Here is a 19,798-nt window from a genome sequence, read left to right on the forward strand (position 1 = left end):
CATCTCGTACAGGGTCCGCTCCACCGTCGCCAGGGCGCCTGTAGGCGAGTCCGTGTGCTCTCCGGCATGCTGCTCGTCCCAGCCTCGCGGTCATCGCCCTCTTCACCGGTGCTATTCGGCTCTGGGCGCCCCAGTACTCCTTCTCGGGAGCTAAACCCACTGCACGCGGACGACGTATTACCTCGCGTTGCGGCTCTAGCACCACGTAGGTCACCAGGCCACGTTCTCAGAACGGCATGACCCGCATGTTTCCATCGGGCTTGCTCGGCGTTTGCGGCCCGCCAGCCCAAGGCTCCAGCTCTATCAGGTCCAGCACCCCGGCCAGATACCGCAAGGCATGCTCGGGAAGGGCCGCGATCTGGTCCTGAGCGACGGGATCGGGCTCAACGATCGAGTACACTTATCGTTCGACCCCGCGTTCAGCCAACATTTCGCGCCAGGTCTTGTCGCCCCGCGGAATGGGCCTCCCAGCATCAGCCAGTTCCTGGATGCGGGCAGCGCGCTCGTAGAGATCTCTGCGGCCCTGCGGATCCTTGATCGAGTCGCAGGCGATCAGCCACCAAGTATGGATGAACTCACTCAGTCGACCGAGGTCCAAACTGGCCCGGACTTCGGCCAAGACGACATCCAGTCCGCTGTCGAACCCGTCTCGGTCCTGCTGTACCACCAAAGCTCTCCGGATGGCGCGCAGGTTTTTCTCCGGCAGGGGGCCTTCGGGAGTGAACTCCTGTGGTTGCGCGCTCATGTCGTCAGTGTACGTACAGGTACTTCACGCAGCCCAGGTAATCGCGGGACTTGAGAAGACCACCCGACCTGCGTTCCAAACAGTGCAGGCCCCACATACGCGTCCTTCTGCCCCGGATCCCCTACTTGGCGCGGATCTTCCTCCTCGCCATAAGTGTGCTCGTCGGTAAAACTGCATGGTGAACATCGATCGTGATATGTCGCTGGGATGACCAGAAGTGGGACGGCGCTGGGCGCCCTGGGCGCGTTGTTGGATCGGTCGCTTGTACAGATCGCGGAGGCTTCAGCAGATGCACGCGTCTACGACCGGCATACGATCCGCAAGGTCTCGGACGTGTGGGACAACAACACCTTCCCGTTGTTCCACGCTGCGACCGCCCTCACCTCCACTGGCCGAGAGCGGCGTGCCCGCGCCGCCCTCATCTGGATGGCCGATCTTGGACTGGCGCGGCGGAAATGGATGGTCGAGCAGGCCGAGGCGGCAGGGTGCCCGCTGGAGCAGGTACTGCCGCCGCCGTCTGTGGAGCCTCTGCACAGCCGGGACTACCAAGGACGGGTGAGGCCCCGGTTCATGCCGCTGACGGCCGAGAACACAGTCGACCTCGGCGCCGACTACGATCTGGCCGCCGCCCAGGTCCGCACGCTACTGCTCGAACGGGTCGGCACCCAGTTGACCGGGTCTCTCGTTCTGGCCGCCCCTCGTCGCTACGGTGACCGACAGGTGGGGGGACCGTCCGAGTTGCACCTGTGGTTGGAGGACGTCACCGAGGTGCGTTTTGACTCCCACGACCGAACGGGAGTCGCCCTTGATCACGGGACGGAGGGGCTAGTCATCGGCGTCGGCGCGGACGGAAGGCTGCGCGCCACCAGCGGCACCGCGTACCCCGAAGACCGGACCTGGCATCTTTCCACCGCCGGCCGGGCCGCCGATCAGCGGACCCCACCCCGTGAGGAACGAACCCGCCGCAAACCTGAGCGACAGCGACCACGACCAGAGGGCGCGGCGCTGGTCGCCGCCACGATCTTGTACTTCGTGATGCTGGAGATCCGCATGGTCCGCTACGCCCACCTCGCCGATCGGATCCCCGTCCGGTTGCTCGCCAGCGCACTGGCCGACGCGGGTACGGACATCCTGGCCGCAGGCGCCCGCCGAGGCAGCCGCCGCGAAAGAGCATTCCGCAATCTGGTTGAGTCCTGGATCGAGAACGCCGGCCCACCCCTGACGTCCTGGTTCACCGACCCACTGCGTCACCTCGCCAGCGCGGAACGACTCCCGGATGGCACCAAAGCATGGATCGAAGAAATCACAGCGCCAGAACAGACACCCACGCCTCTCGTCACAGCACTGGCTTCCGACCTGCCCATAGAAGGTGAACTCCGACTCGCCAAGTACACGGCCACTTCCGCCCTCGTACATCTAGCCCACCCGCCCACTGAGGACTCCACTAATCAGCGTTGGCGGCTGCGCGCTTATGAAGTCGGCGATGTGAGCCGATTCCGACTGCGGGCTGATGCCTTCGACGGCCCACACGGATTACGAACGGTCGGGGAACCACCGAGCGTGGAGTCCCTGATCCTCGGCCCCGACGCCCTCGATGTTCGCGGGAGGAAGGCCCAGCCTTGACGCGTCAGCGGCAGGCTCAACGAGATAAACGAGTTCCCACCGGTACCCATAGTTCTCGATCAAGGACTTGTATCGGTCCCGTGCGGCACGGAGCAGGCGGGCTTGGCACGGCAACCAGCCGACCCAGATGGCGACCATCTCACCGTGAAAGTAGCGACCAAATCACCACGCGACTGGCGACTATCTCACCACAACATGTCATCTGCTCGCCATCAAGTCCCCGGTGGACGCCAAGATGACCAGCCCGACGGCTTCATCGACACGATCTTCATGCATTGCCCGGATCTGCGGCACCGGACGACTTCAAGGGCTTCGCCATCTCGCCGAACGGGTCGGCGCTGACTTCGTCGCCGGGCTGGTCCTGCACACCGGTATGCAGACCTTCTCCTTCGGAGACCGGATGCTGGCCGTTCCGGTCAGCGCCCTGTGGGAGACGGCGGCCTAGAACTGGCCAACCCGGCCGCTCAACATGGTCGGGGCCGGGTCCCCTTCGCGTGCGGGGGCGGGCCCGGACAAACACGAGAGGGCCGGGAGGAAACGACAGCTTCCGTCCAGCCCTGCGCCGAGTGGGAGGTACTGGGTTCGAGCCGGTGACCCCTCGCTAGCAAGTCAACCGACCAGCACGGGCATCTACCCTGACCTGGACATACAGCCCACGGCCGGCTACCACCGTCCAGGCTCGGCCACGCGACCTCCTAAATGTGTCAGTCCTGTCCGCCATGATCGGAACGCCTAGAAGGTACGTAACCAGGGAGTGTCGTGACAGAGATCGTGAAGAGGCTTCTCCATCCTCACAAGATAGAGAGGTACCTGCAGGGGGTCGCAGACGTCGAAGCGCCGTGGAGCGTCGCCGGAGGCACCTCCAGGGACCTATGGATCGAGAGTGGCCCCGACGGCATCGCGCTCGACGCCACAAACTGTGATGACGTTCTCATTGAATACGAGCTCTGGGACGGCGAGCCGCCCGCCTCGAACTGGGATGAAAGCCGGTCCGGGAGCATCTATCTGACCTCCGGGACGATCTGCGCGATCAGCTCCTACTCGGGAGAATCTGATCACTACGAGGAGTTCGATCTCGGCCGCCGAGACCACGAGTGGCAGTTCAGAGTCCACCGGAAGCTCCTCAGCCATGAGAACTTCACCGCGGACATCATCAGGTTCACCCTGTTCAAGCTGCAGTTCTGGTCACCCGCAGAGGCCGTACCTTCCTCCCCAGAGGCAGGCTCAGGCCATCCTCAATGAGGCGGCCAAGGCCAACCCGCACACGCGGGCGCACATCGTGCTCTCGCTGCTGATCGGCGCCCGGACCGCTCACCGTGCACAGTGCGCGACTTTCGCAAGATCCTCGACAACGCTGGAGGACTGGTCACCTCACAGTTAGTGACTCATGTCGCCGAAACAAGATCGGCACCCCCTGTTGGCCGTCAGCCTGGACGGTTACTGGTTCTCCACGACAACGGCATGTCCGTTGACACTGGTGGCGACCGTAATGTTCTGGCGTGGCTTCCCCTGAACACACACAATGACGGATGGATGGGGAGCTGATGACGCGATGGGAAGTCCATTGCACGGCGAGGGGGAAGACGGGCGGTCTTACGGCAGGCGTGGTGTGCTCGAAGGTGCCTTCGCGCTGCTTGACGTTCTGGAGCGGGTACGGGAGGCGGGGTTGACCCGGCTGGCGGCCGAGAGCGGGCTGCCCAAGGCGACGGCGTACCGGTTGCTGGAACAGCTGACCGTTCTGGGTGCCGCCGAGAAGCTCGGTCCTCGCTACCGCATAGGTCCGAGGCTGCGCAGGCTGGGGCATGCGTGGCGGCCGGATCCGACTCTGGAGAAGGCGACTCAGGCGCCGATGCGCAACTTCGTGCGAACGACGGGGGCGGCGATCTGGCTGTGCCTGCTGTCCTCAGGGCAGACGATTGCGGTCGGTGGCGCGCCAGGGCGGATCCCGTACTTCTCGCCACCGCATCCGGGCTCGGTGGTGGGCTGGCCGACGGCGGTCGCGAAGATGCTCGTGGCCTGCTCGCCGAAGACCTCCGGGCTGGCCCTGGATTCGCCGGAATGGCGGAAAGACGCGGCGAGGATCCGCGAGGCGGGCGTCGCCTTCGACCACGAGGAGTACACGCCCGGAGTCTCCTGCGTCGCGACTCCGGTGCTGGACAGGAGTGGCACGTTGGTCGCCGCGATCTGCTCACCAGTCGAGGCCGTACGCCCGCTGCCGGACCTCGCTCAGAACCTGGTCAGGATGAGCAAGGCGATCACCGCGACCCTGCCCTGAGCACGGCCGTGACGAAGATCGCTGAAGGTGGAGACGAACAGCGGTCCGCTGAGCGAACCGGAACGCCGCGCCGGTTGACGTCCTGGCTGAAGATGTAACGGCGGTAGCAGGCAGGCCGGGGGCCGGGGGCCAAAGCATAGGTGGTGGGGAAGCCCGATGCGTCGTCGATCTCGTATTAAACCGTTCACCGCCGACCGTTCCGTCACACGTAGGTTTCTGATCGTTCTCCTCTCCTTCTCCCTCCTCGCCACGGCATGTCTGGACGAGGACTTCGGGGGAGGCTCGAACACATCCGAGAAAGGACAGGTTCAGGAGCCCAAGAAGCCCAAGGAGCCTGAGAAGCCCACGGAGCCTGAGAAGCCCACGGAGCCTGAGAAGCCCAAAGGCCCTGTCTGCCCCGCTCCGGGGCCCATCACGAGGTCCCAACTCCCCACTTTCGCGTCGGCGGACGCGGTAAGTGTGATCACACAGAATCCCTGCATCAGCATCGCGGGCCTGGCCAACGAGGTCATCGGCTTCATCCCTGAAGGGCGCTCCCAGGAGTTCGCGGAGTTCCGAGGCGGGCTCGAGCGGTTCATCAACAGAGTGAACGCAGTCAACGACGCGGCGGAGTGCGCCTATGAGACCGACCATCTGGCGGTCGGGGTGTACCACCATGACGAGACCCCATGGTCAATCGGCATGGTCGCGGTCGTCCGCGGCGACCTCGACGCGCTGGTCGACACCGGAGTCTGCTGGCTGCTGCGGAGACTGCCCTTCGGGGTCCCTCCTGCTGGAATCGCACCCGAGGAGATCCATCCCGATTTCTGCGCCGACGCCGTCATCAGGGAAAGCAACGGCTACCGCTTCACGATCCTCTGGATCGGCTCATCAAATGTGATGTGCGGAAGCCTCGCCATCCTGTACAGCCCCACCACGTAGGCGCCCAGCTGTCTAGCGTTGCTTGAGGCGGAGTGCTTCTTTGCGGGTCTCTGCCTGGATGGACTGCTCGCGCTCCAGCCACTCGGGGTTCTCCGCTTTCAGCGCATCGATCTCAGCGGTGGTAAGCGGTCCGGTGATCCCGCCTCTGGCCAGGCCGGAAATGGAGACCTTGAGCTTCGCGGCGATGACCTGCTTGGGGTGCGGGCCGTTGCGGCGCAGGTCAGCGAGCCAGGCAGGTGGCTTCGACTGCAACTCGTTCAGCTCGTCCCTGGAGACGACACCCGCCTGGAACTCGGCGGGAGTGGCCGAGAGGAGGACACCCAGCTTCTTGGCCGCGGTCGCGGGCTTCATCGTCTGGATGGTCTTCGGTTTGGACGAGGTCATGGCGTCAAGATTAGTCAGTCGGAACGGGTTCCCCTGACATCGGTACCCTGAGGAAGTGACTGATGGGGAGACCGGCAGGGTGTTCCGGCTGGCGTACGTGCCCGGGGTGACACCCGCGAAATGGGTCAACGTCTGGACCGAGAGGATGCCCGGCGTGCCGATCACCCTGGTCGCGGTTCCCGCCGCCGAGGTGGTGGGACTCCTGCGGGATGGCGGCGCCGACGCCGCATTCGTCAGGCTGCCGGTCGACCGGGACGGGCTCAGCGTGATTCCGCTCTACGTGGAGACCACGGTGGTCGTGGTGCCCAAGGACCACGCGGTGGCCGCTGCCGACGAGGCGGCCGTCGCCGACCTGACCGACGACGAGGTGTTCCATCCTCTGGACGACACCATCGAGTGGACGGCCCGGCCCGGGCTGCCCGCGTTCACCCGCCCTGCCACAACGGCGGACGCGGTCAAGCTGGTAGCGGCCGGCACTGGGCTTCTCCTGGTTCCGCAGTCGCTGGCACGCCTCCACCACCGCAGGGACCTCACGTACCGGCCGGTGCCGGACGCGCCGCAGTCTCAGGTCGCGCTGGCCTGGCCCACGGACGCGACCACTGACCTGGTGGAAGATTTCATCGGCATCGTCCGCGGCCGGACAGTGAACAGCTCACGGGGCCGTACCCCTGCCTCCCCCGCGGAGAAACCGAAACAGCGGCAGGCACGAAAAGCCGCACAGAACGGCTCCGGCCGCCGGGCCGTACCGGCCCGTAAAAAGAAGGGCTACCGGCCTCGGTGACCAGCGGCCCCGAACCTCCGGTTCGGACCCGGTTGGACCGGGATGTGCTGGAAGACCAGCGGGGCGCAGGTGCGGGGGCCGCTGCGCCGCTCGCGCAGCCTTCTTCCCGGAAGTGGCGCACCCAAGGGTGCCCGCATTGCCGCGAGATGCCCAACTCGGCGATGGACAAGATCTCCGGCAGTTAGTCACTCAACCCGTTTCCACGCTCAGAAACGGGCGTTTTGCTGGTGGGCGGTACTGGGTTCGAACCAGTAACCCCTCGCTTGTAAGGCGAAACGGGGTCACCAGTGTAGTGACCTGCGTATTCCCACCTGGGGTTTCATCAGAAACTGCAAAAGCGAGAGGTTACTAAACGATCTCCCCTTGGTTGGGTCGCCAAACCAACCCGCCGGAGACCAACCTAACGATCTCATCTCTCCGTATCGCCACGGTAACCCCGGCGGACGGACGATACGTCCACCGTAGGTCCCCGCCCCCCTCTGTCCCCCGGAGCCCGCGATGTCGAACCCGTACGAGCAGCACGGCCAGCAACCGCAGTACGGCCCGCCGGCTGGCCAGCCTCCCGTGTACGGGCAGCACCCCGGGTACTACCAGACCCCGCCCCCGCCGCCCCGCCACAGCAACACGGCCATCATCCTCATCGTTTGCGGGGTGGCTGCCCTGACCCTTCTCGGCAGCTGCGCGGTCATTGTCGCAGTGATCCGTCCGAGTACAACTGTCGTCACCGAACCGGACGCCGCACGGGAGAGAATCACCCAGGCAACGTCCGAGACCGCTGCGGCCGAGCAGCCTCCTGCCCAGACCGAGCCCACTGCGGACGCGCAACCGGCGACGGCACCGCCCGCCGACGCGCCGGCCGCCATCGGGTCGGCAATCACCTTGTCCGGGATGAAGTCCACGCTAAAGGTCGCGGTCACGGTGACGCGCGTGATCCCCGGTACCCCGAAGAACCAGTTCTTGAAGCCGGATGCCGGGAACCGGTGGGTCGCGGTCGAACTGGAGTTGGCGAACGTCGGCCAGGACGTCTACTCGGACAGCCCCAGCAACGGCGCGTACCTGATCGACTCAGAGGGGCAGCAGTATCGGACCACCTTCGGGGAGGTCCAGGAGGGTGTGTCCTTCGGTGGCTCGGTGACGGTGTCGACCGGTGACAGGCGGAAGGGCGTGCTCGTTTTCGAGGTGCCGGAGTCCGCACGGTTGGCGAAGTTCCAGTTCGCGCTCAACAGCGGGTTCGCCGACCAGAAGGGCGAATGGCTGGTCGGCTGACGGGGTCACCTGGATGGCGGCCTATTCCACGCCTTCGAGCCGGGAGACGACGCAGGCAAGCCGTCAGGCGATGCTGGCCGCCCAACGGCCACGCCGCAGGCGGATCGCCCCATCCGGGAAGACTTGGACCCGGGCACCGTACAGCGGCAGTGCACCGTGCTGGAGCCAGTAGTCCCGGACGCGGTCCAGCTCATCCCAGAGGCGCCGCGGGCCGCCCTGGTGAACGATCGGAAGGTCTCCCCCAGCGGACTCGGCGCGGGCCCATGACCCGTCCGCGTGGACCATGAGCGCCGTACGGGTGTCGCCGTCCTCTTCGTAGGCGTGTTCGATGCCCGGGGCCGCGATCTCCAGCATCGAGCGGATCTCCCACGTGTCACCGTTGACCAGGTCCAGCACCGGGAACCGGGACGGCCTCACGTCCTCGCCCGTGGCCGCGCCGGCTGCGGCCACCAGGTCGTCGAGTCCGGGCGGGTAGTCGGCACCCTCGCGGCTGGACATGAACATCGCCCAGTCTCGGGCGACGTGCCCGGCCGCGCCGCCGTCCTCGGTCTTGTCGGCAACGATGATCAGCGACGTGTTGGTGATCGTGGTAACGAGCCGCCCGCCGGGGCGAAGTGCTTCCAGCCATGACGGCGGGATGGGCTTCACGGACACAGTGGCCACGATCCGGTCGGACTCCCCGGGAAGGGGACCGGTCGCGTCCACGGCCGCGACGGTGGGATGCAGGTCGATCGTGGCGAGCCGTTCGCCAGCCGCCTTCACCAAGTAGGGGTCGACGTCCACGCTCGTCACTCGCCTGCTGCCGATCAGGTGCGCCAGCAGGCCAGCGCCATACCCGGAACCAGTGCCCACGTCGAGCACGTCCAGCCCTGGATGGATGTTGGCGTGGCCGAACATGGTCAGGACCAAGGACGGCAAGGTGGAGGACGAGGTGGTCCGGCCGCGAGGGTGGTCGGTCGGGTCGGCGTGGTCGGCGTGCGAATCACCGATCTGGGTCACCAGCGTGCGGTCGGTGAAGGCAGCGCGCAGCCACGAATCCAGGTTCGAGGGGCCATCCTGCACAACTCTGCCGTCAGGGCCAGGTACCCACCAGCGAGGCACAAGCAGATGCCGCGGTACGGCCAGGACGGGTTCGCGCCACCGGGAGGCGGGATGGGTGATCTGCTCGGCGAGGCGGCGGGCGTGCGGGGCCCAGTCCGTGAAGTTCATGACCGTCATTCTCCGTCGACCTGGTCGGCCGGGGCGCAGTCGTTGCTGTCGGCGGAAGGAGCGCACTCCGGGGCGCACACCCTGGCTCGGGCGGGAACCTGGACCAGCCATTCGCGCCATGTCGACCCGGCCACGATCCGGCTCAGCGGTTCGGCCTGGACGTCGCCGGCGACCATCCATCGAGCCATCACGCAAGGAGTGACGTGGCCTGTCGGCGAGACCGCCACGCGATGGTCGCCACATCGGCCGCACAGCTGCGACGGGTCGGCCTGGCCGCCGAGCCGGCCGCGGCCGATGCCTCGGAGCTCGTCGAGGCGGATGCCGGTCACGCCGAGGGCCTCAAGCTCGCCCCGCGCCTGCTCGACCCGCTGGCCTGGCAGGACCTGCACGATCGAGGCCCTGACGGGGATGCCGAGTCCGACCGCCCGAACGATGTTGGTGCGGGTACGGGCGTAGCCGTCAGCGCGGCCGGTGATCTGGGCGTGTTCGCCAGGCTTGTCAGAGTAGTAGCTGGTGGCCAGGGACACACCCGACCGCGAGAGCAGCTCCCACCAAGATTCGCGGATCCGGTAAAGGTTGGTGAACACCTCCACAGGGACGCCCAACTCGGTGGTGTGGGTGAGAATCCGCTCGAACTGCGGATGCAGCGTGGGTTCCCCGCCGATGTACTGGACGCGGGCGCCCAGTACGGCGGCCTCACTGATCAGGTGGCACCAGTCGTCGCCGGTCATGGTGCCGTGCGAGGCGGCCGGCCCGGACTCGGCGTAGCAGTGGGTGCATGCGAGCTGGCAGCGGCCGGTCAACTCCAGTGCGATGTGCCAGCCGGTGAGTGTGGCGAGGGTGGCGCGCTCGTGCAGGACGGTCATCGGGGTGACCCTTCTTTCGCGCCCTGCGACTCAGCGCGGGCGGCAATTGGACCCACACTTTCCGTGACGACGGTACGCCGAATCGGAGATCGATTGTGCAATCCGCCAAGCTGCTTCGGTGTCCGTTTCTGGACGCCTTCCAGCCGGGCTACCACGCGGGCGTGAGATTCACGGGGTATCCGACCTCCGCGAACGCGTCAGGCCACTCCACTCGTGAATGCTCGCTCATGCTGTACCCCACTGCTCTGGGGTTAACGCTGTGCACCAGCTTGGCTACCCAATCCGGCGCTCGGTGGTGCCAACTGTCACCGGGGTCGAAGGGGGTTGGGACCTGGAGCACCAACAGATCCACAGTTGGCTGACAACCTGCCCGGCCGCTCGGGGATCCCCTGGAGTCCGGCACGGCCACGGCCGCGAGTTCGACGGCGTCCGCCCCGCAGAAGGAGGTGAAGGTGGGGACGACCCAGGAGAGTTCGGATGCGACGGCCAAGTTGAAGGTCACCGTGTTGCGTGTCCGGCAGCCTCTCGCGTCGCTCGTCCCTGGCCTGCCCGAGCGGAAGAGCTACGAGTACGCGGCTGTCGAGGTGCGGACCTGCGTCGTGGAGAACACCAGCGGTCAGGAGATCTCGCTGAGCTGGGGGCCGTGGTCGTTGGCGTTCCCGGACGGGACGATCATCGAGGCGATGAGCGCCTGGAGCTCGGAGTGGTGGGACGTCTCGCTGTACCCCAACAGCGATCGATCGGTGAGGACTGGCCGGTGCGTGAAGGGGTGGATCCCGTTCGAGGTGCCGAAGGGCAGCAAGCCGAAGTACGTGAACTATGACCCTCAGAGCACCAGCAGCCTGGAGTGGGTCATCCGCTGACCCCGGACGTGCGAGAGCCCGGACGCTCCCCCCGTGCCGGGGCTTCCCTGTACGGCGTCTGCGCGGATGATGACGCCGTGCTCGGCGGCTGCGTGGGGATCACGGACTGGCTTTCGCGACCGCTTGTAGGGGCGATAAGGACGGGCGGTGGCCAGCTTCACTGCCAAGGTGATCGTGGCCGGTTGCGACCCTTTCGGAGGCGATCAGACACCTTCCAGGCGAGCGAGGACGCGCGCCAGGAGGTCCCGGATCTCGACCTGCCCGGCCTTCAGCTCGGCGACGTCGTCTCGCATGAGTGACTGGGTGCGCTCGATGTTGCCGACCGAACGCTCCAGAACCCCCAGCCGGTCCTTGATCTCGGCGATGTCGGTCTCGACGGTAGAGACGCGGTCCTCGATGTAGGCCATGCCTCCCAGTGTGCCGGAAGATCCAGCGAGGCTAAGGGGTCAGCTCCGGATTGGACTCGGTCCAGCCAACTTGCCCCACCTATCACATGAGGCACATCTGGACGCGTAGATCTCGCATCCGGTTTACAGATGTGACACATATCACATAAATCCTGTGAGTTGGCGAGGAAATGATCTGCCTGAACTGTGAGAATGGGACACCTGTTCGGAAAGATCGAAGCCCCGGCGGGTGCGGTAACACCCCCGAGGCGCGGCCAACCTCAACGACAAGGCTGACGATGACCGACCGTACCCTGTTCGACCTGGACGACGCGCCGGAGTCGTCCCAGCAGCAGCTCCAGCTCTTCGAGTTTCCCGACTCCAGCCACGGCTTGCGCTCCTTCGTGATCGATGGCGCGCCGTGGTTCGTCGCAGGCGATGTGTGCCGCATCCTGGAGCACTCAAACCCAAGCGTGGCGTTACGCATGCTCGACGACGAAGACCGGCGTACGATCCAGCGTTCTTGCACAGGCCACCTCGCCTGCTCTGGTGTCGGCCACTCCTACTGGTTCGCCATTTACACCTGATTGCCCCGGGTTGATCGGGTACATGTTGGAACGTGCCCTCTCCCCTACCGCGCCGGCGAATCACCTTCCCTACCGCCTCCAGCCGTACGGCCCGGCCTGGCGGCGAAGTCGCGCTCCCGTTACCCGCGCCAGAGCCGCTTCGCCCGCGCGCCGCCACGTGGTTCGGCCGCCTTTTGGGGCGGCGTCCTCCTGTCGCTCGACCCACCCAAGCCGAGTTGGACGCGCTGCCAGTTGAGAAGCGTCAGGAGTTATGGGATGCCTACCGTCAACGGCCCTGGCAGCACGTCACGACGCTGGGGGTGCTGTTCAGCCTCGTGTTTACAGCGGGCGGTCTCGTCTATACGGCCAGGACGTGGGATACGGGGCAGAAAACCCTTGAGGCCACATTGCAGGGGCAGATCACCGACCGCTACACCAAAGCCATCGAACAACTCGACTCCAAGGCCACCGACGTCCGCATCGGAGCCATCTACGCCCTCCAGCGCATCGCTGTCGACTCCCCACGTGACCGCACCACAATTAGAAACGTTCTCGCCGCTTTCGTCCGCAACCACGATCTCTGCGCATCCAACCTGGGAAATGCAAAGCCAAGCCATCCGAAACACTCAACTACATACGAGTCCCAGCTGACGTTTTCGCCGCGCTCAATGCCGCAGTCACGATCACAACGTCCGGGGACCCTCCAGACTTCTCCCAGACGCGCTTCCCAAACGGGGACCTGACCGGCACCAACCTGGCCAGCACGAACCTCACCCGCGCGTACTTGAGCGGCGCGAACCTAAGAGACGTGGATCTTACCTGGGCAAACCTGATCGAGGCGGACCTGAGCAGTGCGTACATGCTCCGAGCTAACCTGACCGGTGCCAAACTCTCTGGTTCTGAATGGCACGTCACGATCGGTACTACCATCATCGGCGGTTTCGGACCAAGAGCCAATGCCGTTAAAGTTTGGATATTCGGGCAGGCCAGTAAGGGTGTAGCCGGGCCTGGGTGGCGGATGATCTGGTCTGCGGGGCGTTTGACACGGTAGGAGTTATGCCGTGCGCGTTTGATGACACGCGGGCAAGTACGGTGTCGTCGGGCCGGGTTCGGCCGCCGGAGAATTTCGGCGACGGCGTCGGCCAGCGCCTCGGAAAGGCGCTCAGGGGGAAATGGCCGCCTGGTCGGTGACCTGGCGGCGGACCACGCGCAGGCCTTTGACGAACGACATGCGGTCCGGGTCGTATCCGGCGGGATCGGCGGCGTCCAGCAGCAGGCCGCGGATGGCGTAGTGGGCCAGCAGCAGCCCCCACATCTGCTGTTCGACCAACTCGGGGGTCTTGGAGCGCAGGACCTCGCCGCGGCCGCGCAGGTCGGTTTTGATCTCATCCAGTGCCGATTCCTCCTCCCAGCGCTGGTGGTAGGCCTCGGCTAGTTCCAGAGCGGGCAGTTCACCCGGGTCGGTGATGGTGGTGACCACCACGATGAGCTCGCCGCTGGGGTTTCGGTCCGGGACGGTGTACTCCACGACTCGCACCAGCCGGGCCTGCTCCTCGGGCACTTCCTCACCGTCGCGGACCAGGGCCACCAGCCGCTTACGGACATCGGCGCTCAGCCCGGGCCGGTACACCAGGGCCAGATAGGAGCCGTCGGGCAGCCACCGGATGTGGCCGATCGACACCGACGCCCCGACCCGCCAGGCCAGATCGGCCCCGGTGGCGGCGAAGTCGGTGAACAACTCAAAGGAGAACAGCCCGGCGTCGGCCATGATCAGCATGCCCGGACCGGCCGAGCCGGTCAGATCGGCCATCAGGGTGCGTTCCCCGGTGCGGCAGGAGCCGATCACCGCGCCCACGATGGCATGGCTGCCGCACTCGGCCAGCGCGGCCAGGTGCAGTTTCGGGTAGGCCGAGGCTTTCGGGCCCGACCCGGCCCGTCCGAAGTGTTCGGCGTTGGCGGGGGTGTCGGCCACGTCGAAGCCGGTGGCGTCGATGGCCATCAGCCGCCGCCCGGCCAGCCAGGCTCCCTTCGTTCCTGGCGAGGCCAACGGCACGCACGCCCGCGCGAACAGTTCCTTGAGTGGTTCGGCGCCCAGCCGCTGGCGGGCCTGGGCGATCGCCGAGGCGGTAGGTACCTGCCAGTCGTCGGCCCAGGATCCGAGTTTGCGCAGGTTGCCGACCAGGCGGCGCATCACCTCGTCGTAGGAGTCGGCGAAGAACAATCCCATCGCGATGACGTAGCGGATCATCACGTGCGCGGGGAGCCGCCGGCTGCGATTCTCCCGGCGCCCTGTCCGGTTCAGCACCTCTTCCAGCAGGTCCCGGTCGAACCGGGCCGACAGCACGCCCAGCCCGATGTGGTCGGTCAACCGGCCCCATGGCCGTACCGGCTCCGTGGATGAGGTCATGGCCCGGCACCGTACCGGCCCGGCGCCACTTTCGTCAGCTCGTCATGCTGGCCAGCGCAAACGCCTTATCTGAACGGCATTGGACCAAGAGCCGACTTAAGCAATTCCACCTTAACTGATGAAAATCTGGCTGACGCGGATCTGAGCATCGCGGACCTCAGTAATGCTGATCTCGTAGGTGCGACTCTGACTGGCACGGATTTGACTCTGGCGGAGCTAGTCGATGCGGATATGAACCTTGCCGACCTAACCGATGCCAACCTGAGCCATGCGAACCTGACCAGAGCGAACCTGACCAATACGAACCTGAGGCGGGCGAACTTAAGCGGCGCGAACCTGCGGGATGTGCAAGGAATGACGCCCGCTCAGATCCGAGCCGTGGCCATCACCGACGCCACCACCAAGTTCTAGCGCGTACGAGTAGTACGCAGCGCCGACTGAGTCGCGACTAGGGCTGCCGTTCAGTCCGTTATCGGGGCCGGAAACGGACTCCAAAGAAAGCAAGCAGCAGAGCAAGTGCCACGACATAAGGCCAGCATTTGGAGGGAGATCGTCGGGGCTCTTCCGGTGACTGGGCTGGCGTGTGACCCACCGATAATGACAGCTCGCGGGTCGGCTGCGCTTGGGCGCAAGCGCGCCTCCGCTGGATACCGAAGGCCACCATATATGCCAACGCGACCGCGACGCCCGTTCCAATCCAGTACGGCCGAAGCTGGTCAGACGTCCACTCTGCCAAGTACTCCCCGTTATCGGCGCCCGGTAGGCAATGAAAGCGGTCTTGGCAGGAGGGAGGGTGGCTCGTGCACGCAGCGAACTCAGGTCGGGCCACATACTCCTGCACAGGATAGGCGGCGGTGAGGAATACGCATGTGCCTACGACGGCACCTAATGCTGCGCCTTTTAGTGCGGCACTGAGTATGTGGGCGGGCCAGGGAAAGCGGAGGAACGCGCCAAGCACCAGCAGCAGCGTGCCGCCGATCGCCGTGGTTGAGTAGGACCATGATCCGTCCTCTTCTAATGGACTGAGGGCGATGGCCATTGGTACAGCCAGGAGAGCAGCAGGGTCGATTCTCGGTTTAGGTCGAGAAGTGGCGTCTGTCACGAACAGGAGGATATTGCGGGGCATCCGGCGAATGCCGCGGAATCAGTAGATGGCCCGCTGGTGGCCGTCTCAGGCACGCGGGCAGGTCTGGGTGGTAGTGGAGGGATCGCGTACTTGTAGCTCAGGAGTCAGCTTGACGGTCCAGAAGCGTCCGGTGCCTCCCGCACCAGGCGGCCCTTCCCGCCCGGGATGATCTCCACATGCCACCCAGGCGGCCAGACATGGTTCGCGCCCGGATCCCCAACGACCACATCTTTGAACCGGAGGACATTCTCCGATCTCTCGCCAGTTACCAAGGAGCGGTCGGAGAAGGTAGCCCCGCCGAACCAGGCGTGATCGGAGAAGGTCGCTCCGGCGAATGAGTTGAACCCGGAGAAGGTCGCCGTGTTGAAACCGGCGCTTCCAGAGAAGGTCGTACAGACGAACAGAGCGGCCCCAGAGAAGGCCGCCCCGTCGAACCCGGCATCTCCAGAGAAGGTCGCGTTGAGAAACCCTGCGTGGTCAGAGAAAGTCGCCCCGTCGAAGCCAGCGTGCCCGATGAATGTCGCCTGGTGGAACCTGGCCTCAGCCATGCGGCAGTCGCTGAGGCTGAAATTGATGAGGGTGGCGCCGGTGAAGTCGAGGATCATGCCATCCCAGAAGCGGTGGTCGGCGGGTTCGGTGACACGCTCATCGGAAGTGTGGACGTCGCGGAGGTGGTCGGCCAGGATGGTCTGAGCTGTGAGGCGGACTTGACGTTCCCCCTCGCTATCGGGGCCATGACCCGGATGGGAAGCGGTGCCCGCCCATGGCCCCGGAGAGCTTGGCGGGCTGGAACTGGTCGGCAGGGTGGGCGGGATGTAAGGCATGCGCAGGTAGGCGCAGATGACGTTGACGATGGTCTGCCGGTGCCCGGGGTTATCCTGGGCCAGGCGTTCCAGCGCGTACAGGCCGGCCAACCGGACCGCGGCCTTGTCGTGGCCCAGCTGCTCGGCGGCCTTGGTGTACAGGTCGGTGACCCGGCGTTCGGTGGCGTCGTGTTCACTGGCGGCGGCGATGCGTTCGGCGTGCCGGGTGGTAACCGCGTTGTGCAGCTCCAGTTGGCGCTGGCGGCGGAACGCTAGCGCGAGGGTGATGGCGGCGCCGACCCCGGCGCCGGCGGCCAGCGCGGTGCGCAGGATCTCCCCTCTGGCACTGCCCGTCCCGGCTGCGGGTTGACCGGGCGGAGCGGGAGGCTGGGAAGCGAGATCGGCCAGCAGCCACCACAGGGTGCCACCCACAGTCGCGCCGACCAGGACCACGGCCAGCAGGATCCACCAGACGGCAGCCCGGGGCATCTGCAACACCGGGGTGGGCGCCGTCGCGGGAACGGCCGGGGTGCGGGCGGCGCGGCGGAGCAGGCGAGATAACTGCACGTCTGCCATTCCAGCCGCCAGCTTGATTCCGTGGGTTCGTTGTGATCGAACCGTCTCCTCATCGGCTTCTTGTGTTCGACCACCTCTGGGGCTCGCGAAAAAAGGGGCCGCGGCCGTGGATCGTGGCCGCCTCCGGCCAGCGCGTCAACCGGGCGTACCCGTCGGGCATCTCCTGGGTTACCCCTAGCCTCAGGAGGCTCCCGCCGTGCGCACCCTGACAGTCGCCCTGCTCGCCCTCGCCCTCGCCGCGTGCGGGAGCACTGAGCCCGCCTCAAGCCTAGAATCGGCGTCAACCGCGCCACCGCCAGCCAGCGCCCCTGCCGAACCCGATCCCGAACCAGCTCCGACCCCGACGGAGACTCTCACCGCGCGAGAAAAAGCCTTCATCAGGGCGATGGGCGGCGTCACTATCCGCGACGACGTCATCGAGTACGACTCGTCGGCCCTCATCGAGGGGCGACAAGCGTGCGGCGAGGGCATCGACGAGTACGATGACTCCTCGCCGCCGACACTAGATGTGATCATCGAAAAAGACCTTGCCAGCGACAAGACGCTCAGGTATGCGATTAAGCACCTCTGTCCTAAGTACCTCACGGCTTGGCGCCAGGCACAGAACGGCTTTTCCGACGGGATCTATGAGGTCGGGAAAGACATCAAGCCGGGAACCTATCGCACCACCCCCGGTCGCATCACCGACTGCTACTGGGAGCGCTCAACACCGCACGGGGACATCATCGACAACGCCTTCGTCAGCAACGCTCCGCGGGGGGTCATCGTCACGATCAGACGTGGCGAAGGCTTCAAGAGTGACGGGTGCGGCAACTGGATGGCGGCTTGACTGGGAAATGCGAGGAGCCCCGAACGCTCCCCCACGCCGGGGCTCTCGGCTGCTCAGGCTGGAATGATCAGCCAGCCCGGAGGATGTCAACGACGCGGACGATCTCGACCGAGTCGAGGACCAGGTAGGTGACGAACCCGCGGTCGCCGAAGTCTGCCCGCCGTACCTGGGGGTCGTCGGTGGCCATGCTGGTGAGCGGGTCGTATGGGTTCTCGCATACGTCGGCCATCGCCTAGGCGAGCGCGGTGAGGGCGTCGCTGGTGAAGCCTTCGAGCTGGCCGAGCGCCCGCTCGGATAAGTGGGGGCGGTAGGTCACCGGCGGCGGGCCAGTTCGTCGGCGATGGCCTCGTCGAGGGGCGTGAACTCGCCGGCGCCTTCTTTGGCTTCCTGGATCGCCTCGTAGTAGCCGGGCTGGTTGACCGCGATCACGGTCAGGCTCCAGCGGTGCAGCAACCGCTTCAGCGCGGTGTAGCTCGACAGGTCGTCGCGGGCGGAATCGACCGCAGCCCGATACTGGCGGAGGAACTCCGGCCGCTCACGGGCAGGCAGCCCCCGCAGGATCTCCTGGGGGTCTTCCGGGTCCCCGTAGACCGGCTGGGCGCTCATGAAACCATGCTAGCCCGTTTGAGCACACCTATATCGGCGGCTACGAACTGTCCTTGCTGGCGAGCATCAAACGCTGGAGTGGCACCACAAATCGACCAGCTGCCATACCCGGCAAACCACTAGGCTGATCCGACATGGATCAGGATCCAGCCGACCCCAACGCGGGCACCCCAGCCGCCAGTTCGCTGCGTGACGCCTTCCCCGGGTACTTTCCCCCGAGCGAGGACGACCTGCGCAGCTTCTTCACCGGTGGCATGGTCGTCTTCGACACCAACGCGCTGCTCAACGCCTACAAGCTGACAGGAACCGCCCGTGCGGAGTTCCTGGGCACGCTAGAGGTGCTGGGCGACCGACTATGGATTCCCCACCAGGTCGGCCTGGAGTTCCTCCGCCAACGTGCAACCGTCATCAGCCAAGGCAGCAGCTTCCAGGACAAGTTCCGCCAAGCCGCCAAGGATCTCCACGGCCAGGTGCAGCGCCTCCAGGAACATCGGGGCCTGAAAGACGAGGACGTCTCCGGCGTCAAGAAGGCCATCGATGCCGCTATCGACGACATCCTCACGCGTTTCTCCGAGCTGTACGACTTCGGCGTCGAGCCTGGCATGAAAACCGACGACGACCCCGTTCTCGCACGAATCGAAAAAATTACCGATGGCAAAATCGGGCCGCCCCTACCCAACCCTGCTGAAGCCGAGAAAACCGGTACTCAACGGCTCAAAAACGAGATCCCGCCCGGGTACTGCGACGTCAAGGAGAAGGGAATCAGCGGCGCCCTCGGCGACTACTTCATGTGGGAACAGACCCTCGTCGAGGCTGCTAAGCGCAAATTCTCCGTCCTGCTGGTCACCAACGACAGCAAGGAGGACTGGGTCAGGCAGGAAGGGAGCTATCGGCGAGGCCCGCGCCCGGAACTGGTCCACGAGATGCTCGCCAGATCCGGACAACGCTTTCACCTGCTGGACGTGAAGTCGTTCCTGTTCCACGCCGGACGGTTCCTGGCCACGAGTGTAAGCGGCTCGACCATTGAGCAGGCCGAAACCGTACAGAAGGAGACCGAATTCTCAGCATTCAGAGAGTTGGAACGGACCCTGGCAGACGCGCTGCGGCGATATGATGATGAACACCAAACGGGCATCCATGAGCGCAAGTTTCGCAGAGAAGCACAAGCCATTCGATGGGTCATGGACACTACCAATGCGCGGGGAAGACGCGACAATGATGAAATTATTGCCTTCCTATCCGGAATAAATAGATTTCACATTCTTGACGAGATTTTCCGCAGTCAGAATCGGTCCGATGAGAATGGCGAAGAGAACCTCTCTGACGAGAGCGGTGAAGGCGACAGCATTCAGGACGGGTAGCGGTACATATGAGAGCCCCCGGACGCTTCTCCGCACCCGGCCGAGTACGTCCTACACGGTCTTGTCGATCCGCTTCGCTAGCCTGGATCTTTCGTGATCTTCCCGTGGTCGGTTGAATGGTCCGGCTGAGCGTTGATTGCGTGATCGGGTCAGTGTTGTGGCCCGGCTGTCGTGCCGGGTTGACGGGGATCCACGGGCCCGCGGT

General features: G+C 65.4%; 24 protein-coding genes. 14 read left to right on the top strand and 10 right to left on the bottom strand.

The window, feature by feature from the left end:
- Nucleotides 1–226: 226 nt before the first annotated feature.
- Together KIP79_RS22015 and KIP79_RS22020 are read right to left on the bottom strand one after the other, a co-directional pair.
- The gene (locus KIP79_RS22015; protein ID WP_214106773.1) at nucleotides 227–400 is read right to left on the bottom strand and encodes a hypothetical protein; all 174 of its coding nucleotides are present in this window, start codon (nucleotides 398–400) and stop codon (nucleotides 227–229) included.
- Complete coding sequence (locus tag KIP79_RS22020) at nucleotides 401–745, bottom strand: DUF6247 family protein (protein WP_214106774.1); 345 nt, start codon at nucleotides 743–745, stop codon at nucleotides 401–403. It lies immediately after the preceding gene.
- A 246-nt stretch (nucleotides 746–991) separates the two neighbouring features.
- On the opposite strand from KIP79_RS22020, the gene KIP79_RS22025 reads away from it, so the two are divergent.
- The 5 genes from KIP79_RS22025 (at nucleotide 992) to KIP79_RS22045 (ending at nucleotide 5,564) form a co-directional block, all read left to right on the top strand.
- Entirely contained in the window at nucleotides 992–2,368 is a 1,377-nt protein-coding gene (locus tag KIP79_RS22025) for a hypothetical protein (RefSeq protein ID WP_214106775.1), read from the top strand.
- 223 nt (nucleotides 2,369–2,591) lie between these two features.
- The gene (locus tag KIP79_RS22030) at nucleotides 2,592–2,813 is read left to right on the top strand and encodes a hypothetical protein (protein WP_214106776.1); all 222 of its coding nucleotides are present in this window, start codon (nucleotides 2,592–2,594) and stop codon (nucleotides 2,811–2,813) included.
- A gap of 314 nt (nucleotides 2,814–3,127) precedes the next feature.
- Nucleotides 3,128–3,610, top strand: a complete 483-nt coding sequence (locus KIP79_RS22035) for a hypothetical protein (RefSeq protein ID WP_214106777.1) — start codon at nucleotides 3,128–3,130, stop codon at nucleotides 3,608–3,610.
- Nucleotides 3,611–3,920: 310 nt separating this feature from the next.
- Nucleotides 3,921–4,643 (top strand): IclR family transcriptional regulator, encoded by a 723-nt coding sequence (locus KIP79_RS22040; protein ID WP_214106778.1) that lies wholly within the window; start codon nucleotides 3,921–3,923, stop codon nucleotides 4,641–4,643.
- Between the two features lie 156 nt (nucleotides 4,644–4,799).
- Nucleotides 4,800–5,564 (top strand): hypothetical protein, encoded by a 765-nt coding sequence (locus KIP79_RS22045; protein ID WP_214106779.1) that lies wholly within the window; start codon nucleotides 4,800–4,802, stop codon nucleotides 5,562–5,564.
- A 12-nt stretch (nucleotides 5,565–5,576) separates the two neighbouring features.
- Here the strand turns inward: KIP79_RS22045 and KIP79_RS22050 are convergent, their stop codons facing one another.
- Entirely contained in the window at nucleotides 5,577–5,948 is a 372-nt protein-coding gene (locus tag KIP79_RS22050; protein WP_214106780.1) for a DUF5997 family protein, read from the bottom strand.
- 55 nt (nucleotides 5,949–6,003) lie between these two features.
- Between KIP79_RS22050 and KIP79_RS22055 the strand changes: the two genes are divergently transcribed.
- The gene (locus KIP79_RS22055; RefSeq protein WP_308169834.1) at nucleotides 6,004–6,729 is read left to right on the top strand and encodes a LysR substrate-binding domain-containing protein; all 726 of its coding nucleotides are present in this window, start codon (nucleotides 6,004–6,006) and stop codon (nucleotides 6,727–6,729) included.
- 651 nt (nucleotides 6,730–7,380) lie between these two features.
- The gene (locus KIP79_RS22060) at nucleotides 7,381–7,995 is read left to right on the top strand and encodes a DUF4352 domain-containing protein (RefSeq protein WP_214106781.1); all 615 of its coding nucleotides are present in this window, start codon (nucleotides 7,381–7,383) and stop codon (nucleotides 7,993–7,995) included.
- A gap of 63 nt (nucleotides 7,996–8,058) precedes the next feature.
- On the opposite strand, the gene KIP79_RS22065 is transcribed toward KIP79_RS22060, so the two are convergent.
- Nucleotides 8,059–9,204 (bottom strand): methyltransferase domain-containing protein, encoded by a 1,146-nt coding sequence (locus KIP79_RS22065; protein WP_214106782.1) that lies wholly within the window; start codon nucleotides 9,202–9,204, stop codon nucleotides 8,059–8,061.
- A 5-nt stretch (nucleotides 9,205–9,209) separates the two neighbouring features.
- On the bottom strand, nucleotides 9,210–10,070 hold the full coding sequence (locus tag KIP79_RS22070) for a radical SAM protein (protein ID WP_214106783.1): 861 nt from the start codon (nucleotides 10,068–10,070) through the stop codon (nucleotides 9,210–9,212).
- A 452-nt stretch (nucleotides 10,071–10,522) separates the two neighbouring features.
- On the opposite strand from KIP79_RS22070, the gene KIP79_RS22075 reads away from it, so the two are divergent.
- Nucleotides 10,523–10,933 (top strand): DUF4352 domain-containing protein, encoded by a 411-nt coding sequence (locus KIP79_RS22075; protein WP_214106784.1) that lies wholly within the window; start codon nucleotides 10,523–10,525, stop codon nucleotides 10,931–10,933.
- A gap of 203 nt (nucleotides 10,934–11,136) precedes the next feature.
- Here the strand turns inward: KIP79_RS22075 and KIP79_RS22080 are convergent, their stop codons facing one another.
- Nucleotides 11,137–11,340, bottom strand: a complete 204-nt coding sequence (locus KIP79_RS22080; protein WP_214106785.1) for a hypothetical protein — start codon at nucleotides 11,338–11,340, stop codon at nucleotides 11,137–11,139.
- A gap of 278 nt (nucleotides 11,341–11,618) precedes the next feature.
- Between KIP79_RS22080 and KIP79_RS22085 the strand changes: the two genes are divergently transcribed.
- From KIP79_RS22085 to KIP79_RS50120, 3 genes are all read left to right on the top strand, one after another.
- Nucleotides 11,619–11,906, top strand: a complete 288-nt coding sequence (locus KIP79_RS22085) for a BRO-N domain-containing protein (RefSeq protein ID WP_214106786.1) — start codon at nucleotides 11,619–11,621, stop codon at nucleotides 11,904–11,906.
- A 215-nt stretch (nucleotides 11,907–12,121) separates the two neighbouring features.
- A complete protein-coding gene (locus KIP79_RS47185; RefSeq protein ID WP_250213609.1) occupies nucleotides 12,122–12,628 on the top strand; it encodes a hypothetical protein in 507 nt (168 codons plus the stop codon).
- Nucleotides 12,629–12,639: 11 nt separating this feature from the next.
- Nucleotides 12,640–12,936 carry a pentapeptide repeat-containing protein gene (locus KIP79_RS50120; RefSeq protein ID WP_372453637.1) on the top strand — a complete coding sequence of 99 codons (297 nt, stop codon included), beginning with the start codon at nucleotides 12,640–12,642 and terminating at the stop codon, nucleotides 12,934–12,936.
- Nucleotides 12,937–13,047: 111 nt separating this feature from the next.
- Here KIP79_RS50120 and KIP79_RS22095 read toward each other — a convergent pair whose 3' ends face one another.
- A complete protein-coding gene (locus KIP79_RS22095; protein WP_214106787.1) occupies nucleotides 13,048–14,292 on the bottom strand; it encodes an IS4 family transposase in 1,245 nt (414 codons plus the stop codon).
- A gap of 78 nt (nucleotides 14,293–14,370) precedes the next feature.
- On the opposite strand from KIP79_RS22095, the gene KIP79_RS48540 reads away from it, so the two are divergent.
- Nucleotides 14,371–14,703, top strand: a complete 333-nt coding sequence (locus tag KIP79_RS48540; protein ID WP_308169835.1) for a pentapeptide repeat-containing protein — start codon at nucleotides 14,371–14,373, stop codon at nucleotides 14,701–14,703.
- A gap of 819 nt (nucleotides 14,704–15,522) precedes the next feature.
- Here the strand turns inward: KIP79_RS48540 and KIP79_RS49565 are convergent.
- Nucleotides 15,523–16,788 carry a pentapeptide repeat-containing protein gene (locus KIP79_RS49565; RefSeq protein ID WP_214106788.1) on the bottom strand — a complete coding sequence of 422 codons (1,266 nt, stop codon included), beginning with the start codon at nucleotides 16,786–16,788 and terminating at the stop codon, nucleotides 15,523–15,525.
- Nucleotides 16,789–16,993: 205 nt separating this feature from the next.
- On the opposite strand from KIP79_RS49565, the gene KIP79_RS22110 reads away from it, so the two are divergent.
- Nucleotides 16,994–17,626 carry an Rv1352/Rv1906c domain-containing protein gene (locus tag KIP79_RS22110; protein WP_214106789.1) on the top strand — a complete coding sequence of 211 codons (633 nt, stop codon included), beginning with the start codon at nucleotides 16,994–16,996 and terminating at the stop codon, nucleotides 17,624–17,626.
- 67 nt (nucleotides 17,627–17,693) lie between these two features.
- Here the strand turns inward: KIP79_RS22110 and KIP79_RS22115 are convergent, their stop codons facing one another.
- Nucleotides 17,694–17,855, bottom strand: coding sequence for a hypothetical protein (locus KIP79_RS22115; protein ID WP_214106790.1), 162 nt, complete (start codon nucleotides 17,853–17,855; stop codon nucleotides 17,694–17,696).
- 83 nt (nucleotides 17,856–17,938) lie between these two features.
- A complete protein-coding gene (locus KIP79_RS22120) occupies nucleotides 17,939–18,232 on the bottom strand; it encodes a DUF6247 family protein (protein WP_214106791.1) in 294 nt (97 codons plus the stop codon).
- A gap of 134 nt (nucleotides 18,233–18,366) precedes the next feature.
- Here KIP79_RS22120 and KIP79_RS22125 point away from each other — a divergent pair, with 134 nt between their 5' ends.
- Nucleotides 18,367–19,593: a PIN-like domain-containing protein gene (locus tag KIP79_RS22125; protein WP_214106792.1), complete on the top strand. Its 1,227-nt coding sequence runs from the start codon at nucleotides 18,367–18,369 to the stop codon at nucleotides 19,591–19,593.
- Nucleotides 19,594–19,798 lie beyond the last annotated feature (205 nt).

The organism is Acrocarpospora catenulata, assembly GCF_018476525.1.
Classification (GTDB): Bacteria; Actinomycetota; Actinomycetes; order Streptosporangiales; family Streptosporangiaceae; genus Acrocarpospora; species Acrocarpospora catenulata.

Coding starts and splice junctions, on each gene's coding strand:
- KIP79_RS22020 (WP_214106774.1), bottom strand. CDS start 745: ATGAGCGCGCAACCACAGGAGTTCACTCCCGAAGGCCCCCTGCCGGAG.
- KIP79_RS22040 (WP_214106778.1), top strand. CDS start 3,921: ATGGGAAGTCCATTGCACGGCGAGGGGGAAGACGGGCGGTCTTACGGC.
- KIP79_RS22045 (WP_214106779.1), top strand. CDS start 4,800: ATGCGTCGTCGATCTCGTATTAAACCGTTCACCGCCGACCGTTCCGTC.
- KIP79_RS22050 (WP_214106780.1), bottom strand. CDS start 5,948: ATGACCTCGTCCAAACCGAAGACCATCCAGACGATGAAGCCCGCGACC.
- KIP79_RS22065 (WP_214106782.1), bottom strand. CDS start 9,204: ATGAACTTCACGGACTGGGCCCCGCACGCCCGCCGCCTCGCCGAGCAG.
- KIP79_RS22070 (WP_214106783.1), bottom strand. CDS start 10,070: ATGACCGTCCTGCACGAGCGCGCCACCCTCGCCACACTCACCGGCTGG.
- KIP79_RS22080 (WP_214106785.1), bottom strand. CDS start 11,340: ATGGCCTACATCGAGGACCGCGTCTCTACCGTCGAGACCGACATCGCC.
- KIP79_RS22085 (WP_214106786.1), top strand. CDS start 11,619: ATGACCGACCGTACCCTGTTCGACCTGGACGACGCGCCGGAGTCGTCC.
- KIP79_RS22095 (WP_214106787.1), bottom strand. CDS start 14,292: ATGACCTCATCCACGGAGCCGGTACGGCCATGGGGCCGGTTGACCGAC.
- KIP79_RS22115 (WP_214106790.1), bottom strand. CDS start 17,855: ATGGCCGACGTATGCGAGAACCCATACGACCCGCTCACCAGCATGGCC.
- KIP79_RS22120 (WP_214106791.1), bottom strand. CDS start 18,232: ATGAGCGCCCAGCCGGTCTACGGGGACCCGGAAGACCCCCAGGAGATC.
- KIP79_RS22125 (WP_214106792.1), top strand. CDS start 18,367: ATGGATCAGGATCCAGCCGACCCCAACGCGGGCACCCCAGCCGCCAGT.